The sequence below is a fragment of the Yimella radicis genome (assembly GCF_054778255.1).
The window spans coordinates 114,386-131,903 of record NZ_BAAGZR010000008.1; the positions used below are offsets into that span (position 1 = coordinate 114,386).

The 17,518-nt window shown below is 66.4% G+C and carries 13 protein-coding genes and 1 tRNA gene; 1 reads left to right on the forward strand and 13 read right to left on the reverse strand.

What is annotated here, in order from left to right; all coding sequences use genetic code 11:
* Positions 1 to 3: 3 nt before the first annotated feature.
* Positions 4 to 594, reverse strand: a complete 591-nt coding sequence (locus tag ACYU8W_RS06550) for a GNAT family N-acetyltransferase (protein ID WP_499467646.1) — start codon at positions 592 to 594, stop codon at positions 4 to 6.
* A 116-nt stretch (positions 595 to 710) separates the two neighbouring features.
* Here ACYU8W_RS06550 and ACYU8W_RS06555 point away from each other — a divergent pair, with 116 nt between their 5' ends.
* Complete coding sequence (locus ACYU8W_RS06555) at positions 711 to 1,490, forward strand: DUF554 domain-containing protein (RefSeq protein ID WP_499467648.1); 780 nt, start codon at positions 711 to 713, stop codon at positions 1,488 to 1,490.
* Between the two features lie 67 nt (positions 1,491 to 1,557).
* Here ACYU8W_RS06555 and ACYU8W_RS06560 read toward each other — a convergent pair whose 3' ends face one another.
* The 12 genes from ACYU8W_RS06560 to gltB form a co-directional block, all read right to left on the reverse strand.
* Positions 1,558 to 2,274: an ABC transporter ATP-binding protein gene (locus tag ACYU8W_RS06560; protein WP_129625059.1), complete on the reverse strand. Its 717-nt coding sequence runs from the start codon at positions 2,272 to 2,274 to the stop codon at positions 1,558 to 1,560.
* The gene (locus tag ACYU8W_RS06565) at positions 2,261 to 3,079 is read right to left on the reverse strand and encodes an ABC transporter ATP-binding protein (RefSeq protein WP_239702859.1); all 819 of its coding nucleotides are present in this window, start codon (positions 3,077 to 3,079) and stop codon (positions 2,261 to 2,263) included. Before ACYU8W_RS06565 ends, ACYU8W_RS06560 begins: the two co-directional genes overlap by 14 nt.
* A gap of 173 nt (positions 3,080 to 3,252) precedes the next feature.
* A complete protein-coding gene (locus ACYU8W_RS06570) occupies positions 3,253 to 4,422 on the reverse strand; it encodes a branched-chain amino acid ABC transporter permease (protein ID WP_499467650.1) in 1,170 nt (389 codons plus the stop codon).
* Positions 4,423 to 4,480: 58 nt separating this feature from the next.
* A complete protein-coding gene (locus tag ACYU8W_RS06575) occupies positions 4,481 to 5,509 on the reverse strand; it encodes a branched-chain amino acid ABC transporter permease (RefSeq protein ID WP_129625057.1) in 1,029 nt (342 codons plus the stop codon).
* Positions 5,510 to 5,598: 89 nt separating this feature from the next.
* Positions 5,599 to 6,825: a branched-chain amino acid ABC transporter substrate-binding protein gene (locus ACYU8W_RS06580; protein WP_499467653.1), complete on the reverse strand. Its 1,227-nt coding sequence runs from the start codon at positions 6,823 to 6,825 to the stop codon at positions 5,599 to 5,601.
* 206 nt (positions 6,826 to 7,031) lie between these two features.
* Complete coding sequence (locus ACYU8W_RS06585; protein WP_129625055.1) at positions 7,032 to 7,649, reverse strand: ANTAR domain-containing response regulator; 618 nt, start codon at positions 7,647 to 7,649, stop codon at positions 7,032 to 7,034.
* A gap of 85 nt (positions 7,650 to 7,734) precedes the next feature.
* Positions 7,735 to 8,787, reverse strand: coding sequence for a DUF695 domain-containing protein (locus tag ACYU8W_RS06590; protein ID WP_499467655.1), 1,053 nt, complete (start codon positions 8,785 to 8,787; stop codon positions 7,735 to 7,737).
* A 127-nt stretch (positions 8,788 to 8,914) separates the two neighbouring features.
* Entirely contained in the window at positions 8,915 to 9,463 is a 549-nt protein-coding gene (locus ACYU8W_RS06595; RefSeq protein ID WP_499467656.1) for an NADPH-dependent FMN reductase, read from the reverse strand.
* Positions 9,464 to 9,644: 181 nt separating this feature from the next.
* Positions 9,645 to 9,727 (reverse strand) — tRNA-Leu (locus tag ACYU8W_RS06600).
* A 40-nt stretch (positions 9,728 to 9,767) separates the two neighbouring features.
* Positions 9,768 to 11,237 carry a pyruvate kinase gene (pyk, locus tag ACYU8W_RS06605; protein ID WP_499467658.1) on the reverse strand — a complete coding sequence of 490 codons (1,470 nt, stop codon included), beginning with the start codon at positions 11,235 to 11,237 and terminating at the stop codon, positions 9,768 to 9,770.
* Between the two features lie 145 nt (positions 11,238 to 11,382).
* Positions 11,383 to 12,840 (reverse strand): glutamate synthase subunit beta, encoded by a 1,458-nt coding sequence (locus tag ACYU8W_RS06610; RefSeq protein ID WP_499467660.1) that lies wholly within the window; start codon positions 12,838 to 12,840, stop codon positions 11,383 to 11,385.
* The gene (gene gltB / locus ACYU8W_RS06615; RefSeq protein WP_499467662.1) at positions 12,833 to 17,371 is read right to left on the reverse strand and encodes a glutamate synthase large subunit; all 4,539 of its coding nucleotides are present in this window, start codon (positions 17,369 to 17,371) and stop codon (positions 12,833 to 12,835) included. Before gltB ends, ACYU8W_RS06610 begins: the two co-directional genes overlap by 8 nt.
* Positions 17,372 to 17,518: the final 147 nt, after the last annotated feature.

Here is a 17,518-nt window from a genome sequence, read left to right on the forward strand (position 1 = left end):
CGTTCAGCCTGCGTTGCGGGCGGTCGCGGTCTTGGTGCGGGCGCGGCCACGGATGGAACGGCGCAGCCGGACGACGGACTGTCCTCCCGCCCGCTCGGCCGCGAGTTCGGGCTCGAGATGGCGACGCAGCGCGGCCACCGAGGTCGATCGCAGGGTGGTCGTGCTGGCAAACCCGAGCCGGGCGAAGAATCGGTTGATGTCACGCTGCGCAGCGGGCACCGCAGCGGTGACGACGCCGGCCCCGATGCTCTCGGCGGCGAGCGGGACGACGGCCAGCAGGGAGCGCGCCACGCCGGTGCGTCGGTGCGTGGGAAGCACGTACATCTGATCGATCCAGACGGACGTCTCGTCACTCATCGAGCTCATCGGGTTGCGCACCAGCACCAGGTAGCCGGTGGCCTCGGTCCCGTTGTGCGCCAGGAAAATTCGCACGTCCTTGTGCTCGACGGCGTCCCGCAGCCGGCCGTCGCGAACCATCCGGGCAGCCCATTCGCGGGTCTGCCCGGCAGACACCCGGTAGTCGATCCACAACTGCTCGAGGTCCACCAGGTCGGCCGAGCCGGGCCGCACCGCACGCACGGACGAACGCGCCATTTCGTGTCTTCTCCGGATCGTTGAGGGTTCACCTTCCGACCGGAACAGTACGCCTGTTCAGTTCGGCGTGGAACAAGAATCCGACAGATTGCTCCGTCGGACTAGCGTTACCGCTCGTGAGCACAGTCTTTCCTGGTCTCGGCACCGTCATCAACGTCGCGACGGTCGTCATCGGTGCCGTGTTGGGGATGCTTGTGGGGCACCGGCTTTCCGAACACACGCGCTCCGTGGTCACCGACTGTCTCGGCCTGGTCACTCTGCTGACGGCAGGCCTGAACGCGATGATGGTGACGGACATCGGACTGGCCGATGCCGTCGGCAGCGGTGCTCCCCTGCTGATCGTGCTCGGGGCGTTGCTCATCGGCGGGATCGCGGGCAGCATCCTGCGGATCGAGGACCGACTGGAATCGGTGGCCGGGCGCATCCAGTCCCGGATCGCCGACCGGATGCCGAAGGAGCAGGTCGACGCCGATGCCGGCTCGGCTCGCGAGCGCTTCATCGAGGGCTGGATGACCGCGTCCCTGTTGTTCTGCGTCGGGCCACTCACCATCCTCGGCTCCCTGAACGACGGACTCGGACGCGGCATCGACCAACTCGTGCTGAAGTCCGTCCTGGACGGTTTCGCGGCGATGGCCTTCGCGTCGACCTTCGGAGTCGGCGTCCTGATGTCGGCGGTCTCGGTGGCGGTCGTCCAGGGAGGGCTCACGCTCGCCGGGTTCCTTCTCGGCTCCGTGCTGCCCGACCCCCATATCGCAGCACTGACATCCACCGGTGGGGTCATGTTGATCGCGATCGGCTTGCGGCTGTTGAACATCCGTCAGATCGCGGTCGGAGACATGCTGCCGGCGTTGATCGTCGCTCCCCTGTTGACCCAACTCGTCATCGCGCTGCGTTGACGAATGCGAAAGTCCGCGGAACCGGCGACCTGACGTCGTGGTTCCGCGGACTTTCGCGTCGAGTGGGTCAGTCAGCGCCCAGGTAGGCAGCCTTCACCGCGGGGTCGGCCGCGAGCTCGGCGCCGGCGCCCTCGCGGGTGATGTAGCCGGTTTCGAGCACGTACGCCCGGTGGGCGATCTTGAGCGCCTGGTTGGCGTTCTGCTCCACGACCAGCACCGTGGTGCCCTGGCTGTTGACTTCCTTGATGATGTTGAAGATCTGCTTGATGTACTGCGGGGCGAGGCCCATCGAGGGTTCGTCCAGCAGCAACAGCTTCGGGCGGGCCATCAGCGCGCGGCCGATGGCGAGCATCTGCTGCTCGCCACCGGACATCGTGCCGCCGGCCTGCTTCTCGCGCTCCTTCAACCGCGGGAACAACGTGAAGACCCGTTCGAGGTCCTGGTCGTACTCCTTTTGGTTCTTCTTGCGCGCGTACGCTCCCATGTCGAGGTTGTCCAGCACGGTCATCGCCGGGAACACACCGCGCCCTTCGGGGGTGAGAGACATGCCGAGGCCGACCCGCGAGTGACCGGGGACCTTGGTGATGTCCTTGCCGTCGAAGGTGATCGAGCCGGACGATGAGTTGAGCAAGCCGGCGATGGCACGCATCGTCGTCGTCTTGCCGGCACCGTTGGCGCCGATCAGCGACACGATCTCGCCCTCGTTCACGTCGATCGAGATGCCGTGCAGCGCCTGGATCCTGCCGTAGTGGACCCCGAGGTCCTTGATCTCAAGCAACGCCATCTTCGTCGTCCTCCACTCCCAGGTACGCAGCGATGACGGCCGGGTCGGCCTGGATCGCCTTCGGTACGTCATCGGCGATCTTTTTGCCGAACTCCAGCACCACGATGCGGTCACAGACACCCATGACCAGCTTCATGTCGTGCTCGATGAGCAGCACCGTGTAACCCTCGTCCCGAATGGTGCGGATGAGCTCCATGAGCTCTTCCTTCTCCGCCGGGTTGAAGCCCGCGGCCGGCTCGTCGAGACACAGCAGCTTCGGCTCGGTCGCCAGGGCGCGCGCAATCTCCAGACGGCGTTGGTAGCCGTAGGGAAGGTTGCGCGACAGTTCCTGGGCCTTGTCCGCAATGCCGACGAACTCCAGCAGCGCCATGCCGTGCTCGATCGCCGACTTCTCCTCACGGATGTGCCGTGGCGAACGCACGAGTGCGCCGAAGACGCTGGTCTTGTGCCGGGCGTCCAGACCGACGACGACATTCTCCAGAGCGGTCATCTCACCGAACAGGCGGATGTTCTGGAAAGTGCGGGCGAAGCCGGCGCGGGTGATCGCGTTCTTCTTCAGACCAAGCACCGACTTGCCCTCGAGCAACACACCTCCGCTCGCCGGCTTGTAGACACCGGTCATGGCGTTGAAGCAGGTCGTCTTTCCGGCACCGTTCGGGCCGATCAGACCGAGGATCTCGCCGCGCTTGATGTCGAACGAGACGCTGTCGAGGGCGGTCAGACCACCGAACTTGACCGTCAGGTTGTCGATCTCGACCAGCTTCTCGCCGACCTCGACCGCGATCGTGCGGTCGAGCTCGACGATCTGTGCCGCCTCCGAATCCGGCGGCGGCGGGGGCGCCGGGTGCGCGTCCTCGTCCAGCAGTTCGTGCTCGTTCTCCGGTTCGCCCTTGCCCAGACCGAGGTGGCCGGGCGTGTACGTCTGGCGTTCGGGACCGTCGCCGGGCTCCCCGCCGATCACGTTGTGGGTGTTCTCGCTCACGAGGTGGCCTCCTGCTCTGTGCCGTGTCCTGGGTCCCGGCGCAACCGTGCCGCTACGCGCTTGGCCTTCTTGCCGTACGCGAGCAGGTGGTTACGGGCACCGAACAGACCCTGCGGTCGGAAGATCATGATCAGCACCAGCAGGATGCCGAACACGAGGTACTTCTGCTCCGCGATGAAGATGAATCGAATCGGCAAGTAAGACACCAAGATTCCACCCAGGACCGCTCCGAACTTGTTACCGGCACCGCCCATGACGACAGCCGCGATGAACAACATGGAGGTCGCCACATCGAACTTCTGGTTGTTCACGAAGCCGACCTGACCGGCGAAGATCGCACCGGACAGACCACCGAGCGCCGCGCCGAGACAGAACGCCCACATCTTGAACTTGAAGGTCGGCACGCCCATCACCTCGGCCGCGTCCTCGTCCTCACGGATGGCGATCCAGGCACGACCCACGCGCGAGCGCTCGAGGTTGCCCAGCAGCAGCATCACGATGATGATCACCGTCAGGATCAGCCAGTACCAAGCGGTTCCGTTGCTCTGGACGAAGATCGGCACGCCTTTGTCATCGGTGCCCGGGGGGCGACCGATGCTCTGGAAGCCGGTGTTGCCCTTCAGCGCCGGGATGATCGTCGCCAGCAGGCGGATGATCTCTCCGAAGCCGAGGGTCACGATCGCCAGGTAGTCACCGCGCAGGCGCAGCGTCGGGATGCCGATCAACATGCCGACGATGCCGGTCACGATCATCGCCAGCGGCAAAGTGGCCAGGTAAGGGATCTTCACCATGGTGGAGTCCGGGCTGGTCCACAGCGCCGCGACGTACGACCCGACCGCGAAGAAGCCGATGTACCCCAGGTCGAGCAGACCGGCCTGACCGACCACGACGTTGAGGCCGAGCGCGACGAGCGCGAACCGGGCCGCGTCGAAGCAGGCCAGCGGGAAGTTGTAACCGGCGCTCTCGGTGGACAGCAGCGGCGGATTGAGGATCGGTAGCAGGTAGAGCAGCGCTACCGCGACCGCGAGGACGCACCACTGCTGCCAGCGCTCCAGACCGTTCCACCAGCGGGACAGGCCCTCCAAGCGAGTCGGTTTGCGGGTCTCTTCCGATTGCTCGTCGGCCTTGGCCTGGGACGCGGCTGCGTCCGGGATCGGGGTGCTCATCGGGGTCCTCGCAACGTATCGGAGCGACGCAGGAGCGTAGAACTTCGCGGGGTGATTCTCATGCGCGTACCTTCCCCAGGTTGGATCCGAGGATGCCGTCGGGGCGAACCATCAGCACCATGATCAGGATGACGAACGAGACGACGTCGATCCACTGAGCACTACCCAGGAGCCACGCGCCGTAGTTGCCGATGACGCCGAGCAGCAGACCACCGAGCAGCGCTCCACGGATGTTGCCGATACCACCGAGCACGGCGGCGGTGAAGGCCTTGATGCCGAGGATGAATCCGCCGTTGTACTGGACGCCGGCGGGCACCTTCATCACGTAGAACAGTGCGGCTGCGCCGGCGAGGGCACCACCGATGACGAACGTGATCATGATGATGCGCTCGCGGTTGACGCCCATGAGGGTTGCGGTGTCGGGATCCTGCGCAACGGCACGCACGCCCCGTCCGACGCGCGTGTGGCGGATCAGCTGGTCGACCGCAACCATCATCAGCACCGCTGCGCCGACGATGATCAGCGACGACAGCGGGATGGTGGAGCCGAAGACCTCGAAGATCGCCTCGTCCTTGAACATCGTCACCGAGGGCTCCGCGACGGCGCCGCGCCACCAGAAGAACGCGTATTGGATGACGAAGGACATGCCGATCGCGGTGATCAGGAAGACCAGGCGAGGGGCGTTGCGGGCCCGCAACGGTTTGTAAGCGATGCGTTCGACCGCGAGCGCGACCAGCGCGGAGACCACCATCGCGATGACCAACGCCAGCAGCAGGTTGCCGATGATGGCCGGCCATCCCAGATTGGGGACGGACGCTCCGAAGCCGAGCGCGGTCAGGGTGAACACCACCGCATAGGCGCCGGCGATGAAGACCTCGGAGTGGGCGAAGTTGATCAGGTTCAGGACGCCGTACACCAGGGTGTAGCCCAGGGCGACCAGCGCGTAGATGGCGCCGAAGGTGAGGCCGTCGAAGGTGGCGTTCCAGAAGTTGTCGGCCAGTTCCTGCCAGTGGAAGCTGATCCAGGTGTTCTCGTCGGCGGACGCGAGCGCGGACAGCGCGGGCACCACCGAATGGAGGGCTGTCATGCAAGCCTCATTTCATGAAACCGGGCGAGGGCCCGTCCGCGGTTGCAGACAAGCCCTCGCTCGTTGGTGAATTCGGACCGATCTCGAAATCAGTCCAGCTTGCCGACAGAAACGATCTTGCCGCCGTCGACCTTGTAGCCGTAGACGGCCAGGTCGGACAGCTCACCCTTGTCGTCCCACTTGATCTTCTTGCTCAGGCCCTGACCGTCGTAGGTCTTGACGAAGTTGAGCAGCTTGGGACGGTCGGTGTTGCCCTTCTGCAGACCGGCCAGCAGGATCGCCGCCGCGTCGTAGGACTCGACCGAGTACGTACCGGGGGCCGCGTTGGCGACACCCTTGTACGCCGAGGCGAAGTCGGGGATCAGTTCACCGGGGATGCAGGGGCAGGTGAAGTAGGCGTTCTTGCTCGAGTCACCGGACAACTTGATGAACTGGTCGTCCTTGACGCCATCGGGTCCGATGAAGGCACCCTTGAAGCCCTTGGCGACGAGCTGCTGGTTCAGCGGCGCACCCTCGGCGTAGTAGCCGGCGTAGAAGATCGCGTCAGCCTTGGAGTTGACGATCTTCTGGACGGTGGAGCTGAAGTCCTTCTGCTTGGTGGTGACCTTGTCCTCACCGGCGAGCAGCTTCTTCTCGGTGAGCGCCTTCTTGGCGGTGCCACCCAGGCCGATGCCGTAGTCGGAGTCGTCCATGACCAGGTAGACCTTCTTGGCGCCGAGCTTCTCGGCCAGGATGGCCGCAGCCGGACCCTGGACGTTGTCGTTGCCCAGGCCACGGAAGAAGGTCTTCCAGCCGTTGCCCGTCAGTCCCGGGTTGGTCGCGGACGGGGTGATGTGGACGAGGCCCGCCTGCTCGAAGATCGCGCCGGTGGCCTTGCTCTCACCCGAGAAGGGCAGACCGATGACACCGACGATGTTCTTGTCGCCGACGGCCTGGGTGACCGGGCCGGTGGCCTTGGTGGGGTCGCCCTCGGTGTCGTACTTCTTGAACTGCACCTGGCAGTCCTTGTTCGACTTGTTGTGCTCGTTGATCGCGAGCTGGACGCCGTTGTACTCGTTGATTCCGAGCTGGGCGTTGTCGCCGGTCATCGCACCGATGAAGGCGATCGTGGTGCCGGCGGCGCACTTGGCCTTGCCGTCACCGGCAGCCTTCAGCGCGTCCTTCGGAACGTCGATGCTGGTCTGGGCCTGAAGGGTCTTCAGACCCTCGGCGCTACCGCCACCGCCGCCCTCGTTGCCGCCTTCCTTGTTGGCGCAACCGGCGATGGTCAGGGACAAAGCGGCGAGAGCCGCCGCAGTCTTCAGAGTCCGGGACACAGTGAAGTCCTCCATGGGTCATGCGAGTGCCACCGCGGCACGTGCGCTGATCGCCCGCCGTCCGCACGGGAATCGCGCGCCTGACGGGCGTTCGGAACACTAGTGCGGTATGACACGGGCCGCACCGGGATCAGCGGAATGAAGCCTGTTCGTTACCAAGTGTCCGAAGCGAAGCCGCAGTGGGACGGACGCCCGGAACGGCGTCGTCAGCGCTTGGGCTGCGCGGCGCCGGCGACGACGGCGTCCGCCACCTCACGCATGCCGAGACGACGGTCCATGGCGGCCTTCTGGATCCACCGGAAGGCTTCGGCCTCGTCGAGATCGAGCGACTTCATCAGCACGCCCTTGGCCTTGTCCACGGCCTTGCGGGTCTCCAACCGCTCGAACAGGTCGGCGACCTCGGACTCCAGCGCCTTGCGCTCGGCCCAACGGCCGGCCGCGACGGTGATCGCCGGGCGCAGGTCGTCCGCGGTGAACGGTTTGAGCACGTAGGCCATGACGCCGGCTTCCGAGGCCCGCTCGACGAGCTCCTTGTCGCTGAACGCGGTCAGCATCACGACCGGCGCCAGTCCTGCGCCGCCGATCTCCTGTGCAGCGCTGATGCCGTCCAGGCGTGGCATCTTCACGTCCATCACGACGAGGTCCGGGCGCAGTTCGCCGACCAACTCCACGGCCTTGCGACCGTCGCCGGCCTCGCCGATGACGTCGTGTCCGGCCTCCCGCAACATCTCCACCAGATCCAGCCGGATGATCGCTTCGTCCTCGGCGACCACGATGCGCAGCGGGGCGGACACGCCGGCAGGAACGGCGGCAGTTTCAGGCATGGGGCCAGGGTATCGAGGCCGAGCCCCCGGCTCGACCCGGAAGGGATCAGGGCAGCTGTGAGATCCGTCGCGGATCGGCGTGAACTCAGCCCCGCAGGTGGGCCACGTTGGCCCAGCCCGGGTCGTCCTCGATGTGGGTCTCCACCCGACCCGGACGGCCGGACGCCGCAGCCTCCAGTTGCGCTGCACCGGTCCGGGTCGAGTCGACGTAGAAGTGGTACTGGCACCGGGATCCGGCCATGACGATCGCGACCAGCTCACCTTGGCCCTCGAGCCGCTCCGACAGGTGATCACGGAACGCCATCAGGTCACGCTGCACCGTTTCGTCGGGCAGACCTTCGGCGTCGCCGGTGTAGGTCACGCTGATCGTCACGCTCTGGTCGAGCGTGGGTGCGGACGCGGCCGCGAGCGGCACGCGGGCGAGCACCCGCACCGGTCCGATCTGGCTGACGCCTTCCAGCGCCACCCAGGAGTTGGCGCCCTCGAACTCCTGCGCCATGTCCCGGACGACAGCGCGCAGACCGGAGAGGCCGAAACCGTCCATCGGTGGAACGAGGCTCGGGTGAAGTTCGCCGATCCAGGTCTCGGTCATCGTCTCCCCCACGGCGGCGTCGACCGCCAGGAAGCAGAACGTGGTTCGCCCTTGCTCTCCCAGTTCCTCAAGACGAGGGTGGTGTACCTGGACGTCGACACGAGTACCCGAACGTCGCACGCCGACCCGGGTCTCGTTCAATGCGAGCTCGATCGAGTCCAGTTTCAGGACGGCATCGGACAGGTCGAGCATGGGCGGACGCGCGTCGGCGTACGACCAGAACACGTCCGACTCCGGTGCGCCTTCCAGCCATCGTCGTGCCGTCGAACGCAACGCGGGGTCGCCGTCGGCGGTCACGACGAGCTTGTGCATGGACTCATCGCTCTTCGCGAACTCCCAGGACAGTTCGCCGGCGACGGCTTCGACCTGGCCGGTCATGTCGGCGACGATGCGCCCGGGGTCGCCCTCGGCGAGGGCGCTGCTGCTGCGCGCCATTCCTTCGTCGGCCCACCATGCCCAGAAGCGAGCGATCGCCTCAGCCTGTCGCGCGGTCTGGCGTGCCGCCTGGTTGTCGCGACCCTTGCCGCGTCCGCCGAAGAGTCCCACGAGCGTCCTTCCGTTCGGTCGGCTCAACGCTAGCCGAGCGCGGCAGCGGACTGTCGGCGGACACAGGAAGGCCCGCGAACGCCCAGGGGGGGTCGACGTTCGCGGGCCGGTCTGTGGGGCTGCCGGATCAGGCAGCCGGCTGCTGCTGGCTCTGCTTCTGGGCCATCGCGGAGAGCGCCAGACGAAGTCGGTCGGCATTGTCCTCACCGACGGTGAGTTCGCCCTCGGGCGTGAGGTCGGCGTTGAAGACCACGTTGATCTGGTCCACGACGTCGGCCTTGACATGCGTGAGCACCTCGGCCAATGCCTGGGTCGCCTGCGCGGCGCCGCTCCAGCCGTAGCCCACCAGGGCGATCGGCTTGGCGTGCCACTCGGCGTACAGGAAGTCGATCGCGTTCTTGATCGACGCCGGGAAGCTCTTGTTGTACTGCGGGGTGACGACGACGAGCGCGTCGACGCCGGAAACCTGCTCGGCCCACGCCTTGGTGTGCGGTTGCGCGTAGTTGCCGTTCGCCGGCATGTCGACCTCGTCCAGGAAGGGCAGCGCGATCTGCGACAGGTCGAGCAACTCGACCTCCCACTCCCCTGCCGGGACGACCGACTCCACCCAGGCAGCAACCTTCGGACCGATGCGGGCCGGACGGGTGCTGGAGACGACGATGCCGAGCTTCTTCATGGACGTGTCAACGACTTCGTCGTCCGGCATCTTCCGTGGGGCGTCGGTGGTTTACGTCACATCGTGGTGATCATCTCAAGCGTTCCGTATCGCCTGAAACGTGAGCCATTCGCTCACGCGAGCCACCTACAGGAACACGAATCGGGGCGAACCCCCATGGGATTCGCCCCGATTCGAGAAGTGCCGGGAGCGGGACTTGAACCCGCACGCCCTTTCGAGCAACGCATTTTGAGTGCGCCGTGTCTGCCATTCCACCACCCCGGCAGTGGACCGCCGCGCCACTATACGTCAGTGGCGCGACCGCTCACGAATCGGTTTCGCCCTCCTGGTGGAAGCCGTACGCCGGAGCCACGCCGTTCTTGGCGTCGCCGATCTTGTGCACGCGAATCGCGTTGGTGGAGCCGGGGATTCCGGGCGGAGAACCGGCGACGATGATCACCAGGTCGCCTTCCTCGCAGTACCCGTCGGCGATCAGGGTTTCGTCGACCTGCATCGCCATCTGGTCGGTGTGCATGACGGCCGGCACCAGGAAGGTCTCGACGCCCCAGACGAGCGCGAGTTCCGAGCGGGTCAGCTGCTCCGGGGTGAACGCCAGGATCGGGATCTCGTTGCGCAGCCGGGCCAGTCGCTTGGTGGACCCGCCGGTGGTGGTGAAGGTGACCAGATACTTCACGTCCAGTTGGTTGCCGATATCGGAAGCCGCCTTGCAGACCGCGCCACCCATCGTCTGGGCGATGCCGTCCGGCAGTGTCGGGATGCGGTCGAAACCGTTCGTCTCGGTGCTCTCGATGATGCGAGCCATCGTCTTGACCGCCTCGACCGGCCACGCTCCCATCGAGGTCTCCCCCGAGAGCATGATCGCGTCGGCGCCGTCGAGCACAGCATTGGCACAGTCGCTGGCCTCGGCGCGGGTCGGGCGGTGATTCTCGATCATCGACTCCAGCACCTGGGTCGCGACGATGACCGGCTTGGACGCCATCCGGGACAACTCGACCGCGCGCTTCTGCACGATCGGCACGTCCTCCAGCGGCAACTCGACACCGAGGTCACCACGCGCCACCATCACACCGTCGAAGGCGTCGATGATGGCCTCGAGGTTCTCGACCGCCTGCGGCTTCTCGATCTTCGCGACGACCGGGCGGGTCTCACCCTCCTCGTCCATGATCTCGTGTACGCGGTCGATGTCGCAGGCGTCCCGCACGAACGACAGCGCGATGATGTCGCAGCCCTGGCGCAACGCCCAGCGCAGGTCGTCCTCGTCCTTCTCCGACAGCGCGGGCACACTCACCGCGACGCCGGGAAGGTTGATGCCCTTGTTGTTGGAGATCCTTCCGCCCTCGACGACGGTGGTCACCACGTCGGTGTCGGTCACCTCGATCGCGCGCAGCTCGATCTTGCCGTCGTCGATCAGGATGCGGTCGCCGGCTTCGACATCGCCGGGCAGGCCCTTGTAGGTCGTGGACACCCGTTCCTGATCACCGTCGACGTCGTCCACGGTGATCGTGAAGGTGTCGCCCTTCTCGACCGTGATCGGGCCGCCGGAGAAGCGTGCGGTGCGGATCTTCGGGCCCTGCAGGTCGGCGAGGATCGCGACCGCGTGACCTTCGGCGTCACTCGCCTCGCGCACCCAGGTGTACATCTGGGCGTGGTCCTCGTGGCTGCCGTGCGACAGGTTCAATCGCGCGACGTCGAGGCCGGCGTGGACGAGTTCGGTGAGCTTCTCGGGAGTGGCGACTGCAGGACCCATGGTGGCGACGATCTTCGCTCTGCGCATGACGCAAACCCTAGCGATTGTTCGAACAAACCACGATTTACGCTCAGTGACCGGAAAGTAGCTTTTCCGGTTTGACAACGGACCAGGGGATGCCCGGCGGATCGTGTCCACCGGGCATCCCCGTCTCGCTGCTGGGTGACCGGGATCAGACGGTCAACGGCCGGTCCATGGGACCGATCGGCGCGGGCAGTTCCGATGTGCCGGAGAGGAATTCGTCGACCCCTCGCGCTGCCGACCGGCCTTCCGCGATCGCCCACACGATGAGCGACTGCCCGCGTCCGGCGTCACCGCAGACGAACACGCCGGGTGTGGTGGTCTCGAAGCGCTTGTCCCGCAAGACATTCGAGCGCTCGTCCTTCTCCACGCCCAACTGTTCGAGCAGACCTTCGCCCTCGGGTCCGAGGAAGCCCATCGCAAGGAGCACCAGATCGGCGGGCAGTTCCTTCTCCGAACCCGGCACCTCCTCGAAGCCGTTGTCGCCCTGGCGGACCTCGGCCAGACGCAACGCCTTCACATTGCCGTTGCCGTCGTCCACGAGTTCCTTGGTGGAGACCGCGTAGACGCGCTCGCCGCCCTCCTCGTGCGCGCTCGCCACGCGGTAGAGCATCGGGTAGGTCGGCCACGGGTGGTTCTGCGCGCGGTCCTCCCCCGGCTTCGGCATGATCTCCAGCGAGGTGACCGACTTCGCACCGTGCCGGTGCGAGGTGCCGATGCAGTCGGCACCGGTGTCACCGCCACCGATCACGATGACGTGCTTGTCGGTCGCGGTGATCTGGCCCTCGACATCCTCGCCGAGCGCCTGACGGTTGGCCTGGGGCAGGAAGTCCATCGCCTGGTGGATGCCGTTCAGTTCACGTCCGGTGACCGGCAGGTCACGCGGAACGGTCGCACCCACGGCGAGGACGACGGCGTCGTAGCGCTGGCGCAGTTGTTCACCGGTGATGTCCCTACCGACCTCCACGCTGCAGCGGAAGCGGGTGCCCTCGGCCTCCATCTGCGCGATGCGGCGGTCGAGCACCGACTTCTCCATCTTGAACTCGGGGATGCCGTACCGCAGCAGTCCACCCGGCTTGTCCGCACGCTCGTAGACCGCGACGGTGTGGCCGGCCCGGGTGAGTTGCTGGGCGGCGGCCAGACCGGCCGGACCCGACCCGACGACAGCGACCGTCTTGCCGGTCAACCGGTTCGGGATCTGCGGCTCCACGACGCCGTCCTCGAACGCCTTCTCGATCGTGGTGACCTCGATCTGCTTGATCGTCACCGCGGGCTGGCTGATACCGAGCACACAGGCGGTCTCGCACGGCGCCGGGCACAACCGTCCGGTGAACTCCGGGAAGTTGTTGGTGGCGTGCAGCCGCTCGATGCCGTCCTTCCAGTCGCCGCGGTAGGCCAGGTCGTTCCACTCCGGGATGAGGTTGCCGAGCGGACAACCGCTGTGGCAGAACGGGATTCCGCAGTCCATGCAGCGGCTGGCCTGCCGCTGCACCTGGGCGAGTTCCTGTTCCTCGTAGACCTCTTTCCAGTCCTTGATGCGCACCGGCACCGGACGGCGAGCGGGCAGTTCACGCTCGCGGTGCTTCAGAAATCCGCGCGGGTCAGCCACCGGACACCTCCATGATTCGTCCCCAGACCTCGGTTCCGTCGAGGTCGAGGCCCTCGGTCTGAGCCTTCTCTCGCACGTCGATGACGCGCTGGTAGTCGCGCGGCAGCACCAGCGAGAACCGCTGGTAAGCCGCGTCCAGGTCGTTCAGCAACTTCACGGCCACCGTCGATTCGGTCCATTCGGCGTGGTCGCGCAGCAACTTCTCCACGAGCGGCTTGTCGCGCTCGCGCACCTCGACGACGTCGACCAGTTCGGGATTCACCTGCGATGCGTCCAAGTCGAGCACGAACGCCAGGCCACCGGACATGCCGGCGCCGAAGTTGCGTCCGGTCGGTCCGAGCACCATCACCGTGCCACCGGTCATGTACTCACACCCGTGGTCACCGACGCCCTCGACCACTGCCGTGGCGCCGGAGTTACGGACGCAGAAGCGTTCGCCGACGACGCCGCGCAGGAAGATCTCACCGGACGTCGCGCCGTACCCGATCACGTTGCCGGCGATCGCGTTCGCCTCGGCGACCAGCGAGGCCTCGGGCAGGGGGCGGACGACGACGCGTCCACCCGAGATGCCCTTGCCGACGTAGTCGTTGGCTTCGCCGAACATCCGCAACGTGACACCCACCGGCAGGAAGGCGCCGAGAGACTGGCCGGCTGATCCACGCAGCGACACGTCGATCGTGCCGTCGGGCAGTCCCTGCGGGTAACGCTTGGTGACCTCGTGACCGAGCATCGTGCCGACCGTACGGTTCACGTTCGTGATCGGCAGATCGATCCGCACCGGCTCCTTGCGCTCCAGCGCGTCCGCGCTCATCTCGATGAGCTTCTGGTCGAGCGCCTTGTCCAGACCGTGGTCCTGCACCGTGACGCAGCGGCGTGGGGCGTCGGCGGGTACGTCCACCTGGGCGAGGATCGGTGACAGGTCGAGACCGGCCGCCTTCCAGTGGTTGATCGCCCTGACCGTGTCGAGCATCTCGGAGTGCCCGATCGCTTCGTCGAGGGTCCGGAAGCCCAACTGCGCGAGCAGTTCTCGCACTTCTTCGGCGATGTACTCGAAGAAGGTCTCGACGAACTCCGGCTTGCCACTGAACCGCGCGCGCAATTCGGGGTTCTGGGTGGCTACACCCACGGGGCAGGTGTCGAGGTGGCAGACGCGCATCATGATGCAGCCGCTGACCACGAGCGGAGCGGTGGCGAAACCGTACTCCTCGGCGCCGAGCAGTGCCGCGATGACGACGTCCCGCCCGGTCTTGAGCTGGCCATCGGCCTGCACCACGATCCGGTCGCGCAGGTTGTTCAGCAACAGCGTCTGCTGCGTCTCGGCCAGGCCGAGTTCCCACGGCCCACCCGCGTGCTTCAGCGAGGTCAACGGCGCAGCACCCGTTCCACCGTCATGGCCCGAGACCAGGACGACGTCCGCGTGCGCCTTGCTGACACCGGCCGCGACCGTACCGACGCCGGTCTCGGCGACGAGCTTGACGTGCACCCGTGCCGAGGGGTTGGCGTTCTTCAGGTCGTGGATCAGCTGGGCCAGATCCTCGATCGAGTAGATGTCGTGGTGCGGCGGCGGCGAGATCAGGCCGACACCGGGCGTGGAGTGACGGGTCTTGGCCACCCACGGGTACACCTTGTTGCCGGGCAGCTGCCCGCCCTCACCGGGCTTGGCGCCCTGCGCCATCTTGATCTGGATGTCGTCGGACTCGGTCAGGTACAACGAGGTGACGCCGAACCGGCCGGACGCGACCTGCTTGATCGACGAACGCCGCTTGGGGTCCATCAACCGCTCGGGGTCCTCGCCGCCTTCACCGGTGTTGGAGCGGGCGCCGATGTTGTTCATCGCGATCGCGAGCGTCTCGTGCGCCTCGCGGCTGATCGAGCCGTAGCTCATCGCACCGGTGGAGAACCGCTTCACGATCTCGCTGACCGGCTCGACCTCCTCGATCGGGATCGAGGGACGGTCGGTCCTGAACTTGAACAACCCGCGCAGCGTCATCAGGCGCTCGGCCTGGTCGTCGACGCGCTGCGTGTACTGCTTGAAGATGTCGTACCGGCGTTGCCGTGTGGAGTGCTGCAGTCGGAAGACGGTCTCGGGGTCGAACAGGTGCGGCGGTCCTTCGCGGCGCCACTGGTACTCACCGCCCACCTCGAGGCTGCGGTGCGCCTGGTGCTGGCCGCTGGCCGGGTATGCCGTGGCGTGACGTGCGACGACCTCCTTCGCGATCGCGTCCAGGCCGATGCCACCGAGGCGTGAGGTGGTGCCGGTGAAGTGGTCGTCGATGAGTTCCTTCGACAGACCGATCGCTTCGAACACCTGCGCGCCGCGGTAGGAGGCGACGGTGGAGATACCCATCTTCGACATCACCTTCAGCAGGCCCTTGCCGAGTGCCTTGATGAGGTTACGGACGGCCTCCTCGGGGGTGACGCCCTCGATCTCGCCGCTGCGGACGAGGTCCTCGACGGTCTCCATCGCCAGGTAGGGGTTGACGGCGGCTGCGCCGTAGCCGACCAGCAGTGCGACGTGGTGCACCTCGCGGACGTCACCGGCCTCGACGACGAGGCCGACCTTCGTGCGGGTGTGTTCGCGGATCAGGTGGTGGTGCACGGTCGAGGTGAGCAGCAGCGACGGGATCGGCGCGAAGTCGGCGTTGCTGTCGCGGTCGGACAACACGATGAACCGGTACCCGTCGGCGATCGCTTCGCTGACCTCGGTGCAGATGCCGCGCAGCCGAGCGCGCAGTGCCGTGACGCCCCCCTGGGCGTCGAACGTGCCGCGGACGACGTAGGTCGCGAAACCCGGGAAGTTGCCGTCCGCATTGATGTGCCGGATCTTGGCCAGTTGGTCGTTGTCGATCACCGGGAACGGCAGTTCCACCTGACGGGCGTGCTGCGGCACGGCCTCGAGCAGATTGCCCTCGGGCCCCATGAAGCCGCCGAGCGAGGTGACCAGTTCTTCACGGATGGAGTCCAGCGGCGGGTTGGTGACCTGCGCGAACAGCTGGGTGAAGTAGTCGAAGATCATCCGCGGACGGTCCGACAGCACAGCGATCGGGGTGTCGGTGCCCATCGAGCCGAGCGCCTCGCCCTTGCCGGCCGCCATCGGGCGCAGCAGGATGCGGATCTCCTCGTGTGTGTAACCGAAGGTCTGCTGTCGACGGAGTACGGATTTCGGTGAGTGCCAGACGTGTTCGCGCTCCGGCAGGTCCTTGAAGTGGATCAGACCGCCGTGCAGCCACTCCTGGTACGGGTGCTCCTGGGCGAGTTGCTGCTTGACCTCCTCGTCGCCGATGAGGCGACCGGCCGCGGTGTCGACCAGGAACATTTTGCCCGGCTGCAGGCGTCCCTTGCGGACGACCTTGGCCGGATCGAGGTCGAGCACACCGGCTTCGGACGCGAGCACGACCAGGCCGTCGTCGGTCACCGAGTAGCGGCCCGGACGCAGACCGTTCCGGTCCAGGACCGCGCCCACCAGGGTGCCGTCGGTGAACGCGACGCAGGCCGGGCCGTCCCACGGCTCCATCAGGGCCGAGTGGTACTCGTAGAACGCGCGGCGCTCGGGGTCCATCGTGGCGTGGTTCTGCCAGGCCTCCGGGATCATCATCAGCACGGCGTGGGGCAGGCTGCGCCCGCCGAGGTGCAGCAGTTCCAGCACCTCGTCGAAGGACGCGGAGTCGGAAACCTCGCCCGCACAGATCGGGAACAGCCGCTTCAAGTCGCCGCCGAACAGCTCACTGCGCAAAGTGGATTCGCGCGAGTGCATCCAGTTGCGGTTACCACGGACGGTGTTGATCTCGCCGTTGTGGGCGATCAATCGGTACGGGTGGGCGAGCGGCCACGCCGGGAAGGTGTTGGTCGAGAATCGCGAGTGGACGAGCGCGAGTTCGGAGCTGAACCGCTCGTCTGACAGGTCCGGGTAGAAACGACCGAGCTGCTCGGTGGTGAGCATGCCCTTGTAGGTGATCGTCCGGCTGGACAGCGACGGGAAGTAGACCTCGGTCTCACGCTCGATCCGCTTGCGCAGCGCGAAGGCGCGACGCTCCAGGTCGAGTCCGCCCACTCCGTCCTCGGTGCCGGCGACCGCGACCTGGCGGAACACCGGCATCACGTCACGCGCGGCCTGACCGATCATCGAATCGTCGGTCGGCACGTCACGCCACCCGAGCACCCGCAGGTTCTCCTCGGCAGCGATCTGGTCGATGCGCTCACCGATGTGCCACTGCGCGTCGGCGTCCTGCGGCAGGAAGGCAACACCGATCGCGTACTCACCCTTGGTGGGGAGCTCGAACTCGCAGACGCCGCGGAAGAAGTCGTCGGGGATCTGGGTCAGGATGCCCGCGCCGTCACCGACGGTCGGGTCGGCGCCGGTGGCTCCACGGTGCTCGAGGTTCATCAGCGCGGTGAGGCCGAGCTGCACGATGTCGTGCCCCGCCCAACCGCGCATCGTGGCCACCATCGCGACGCCGCAGGCGTCCTTCTCGGCGGCTGGGTTGTACAGTCCCTGCGCCGCAGGAACTGCTGAGAACGAGCTCTGACCCATGGGTCCGATCACCATCCTGTCGTCCGGACATCCCGCCGCAGCGGAGTGTCGCCGTGTGAAACACGCATGGCAGGACGACGTTGGCCGGACATGCGTGCGACACATTACCGGCGGCCGGTGGCGTTCCGAACAATGGGACGGAAATGT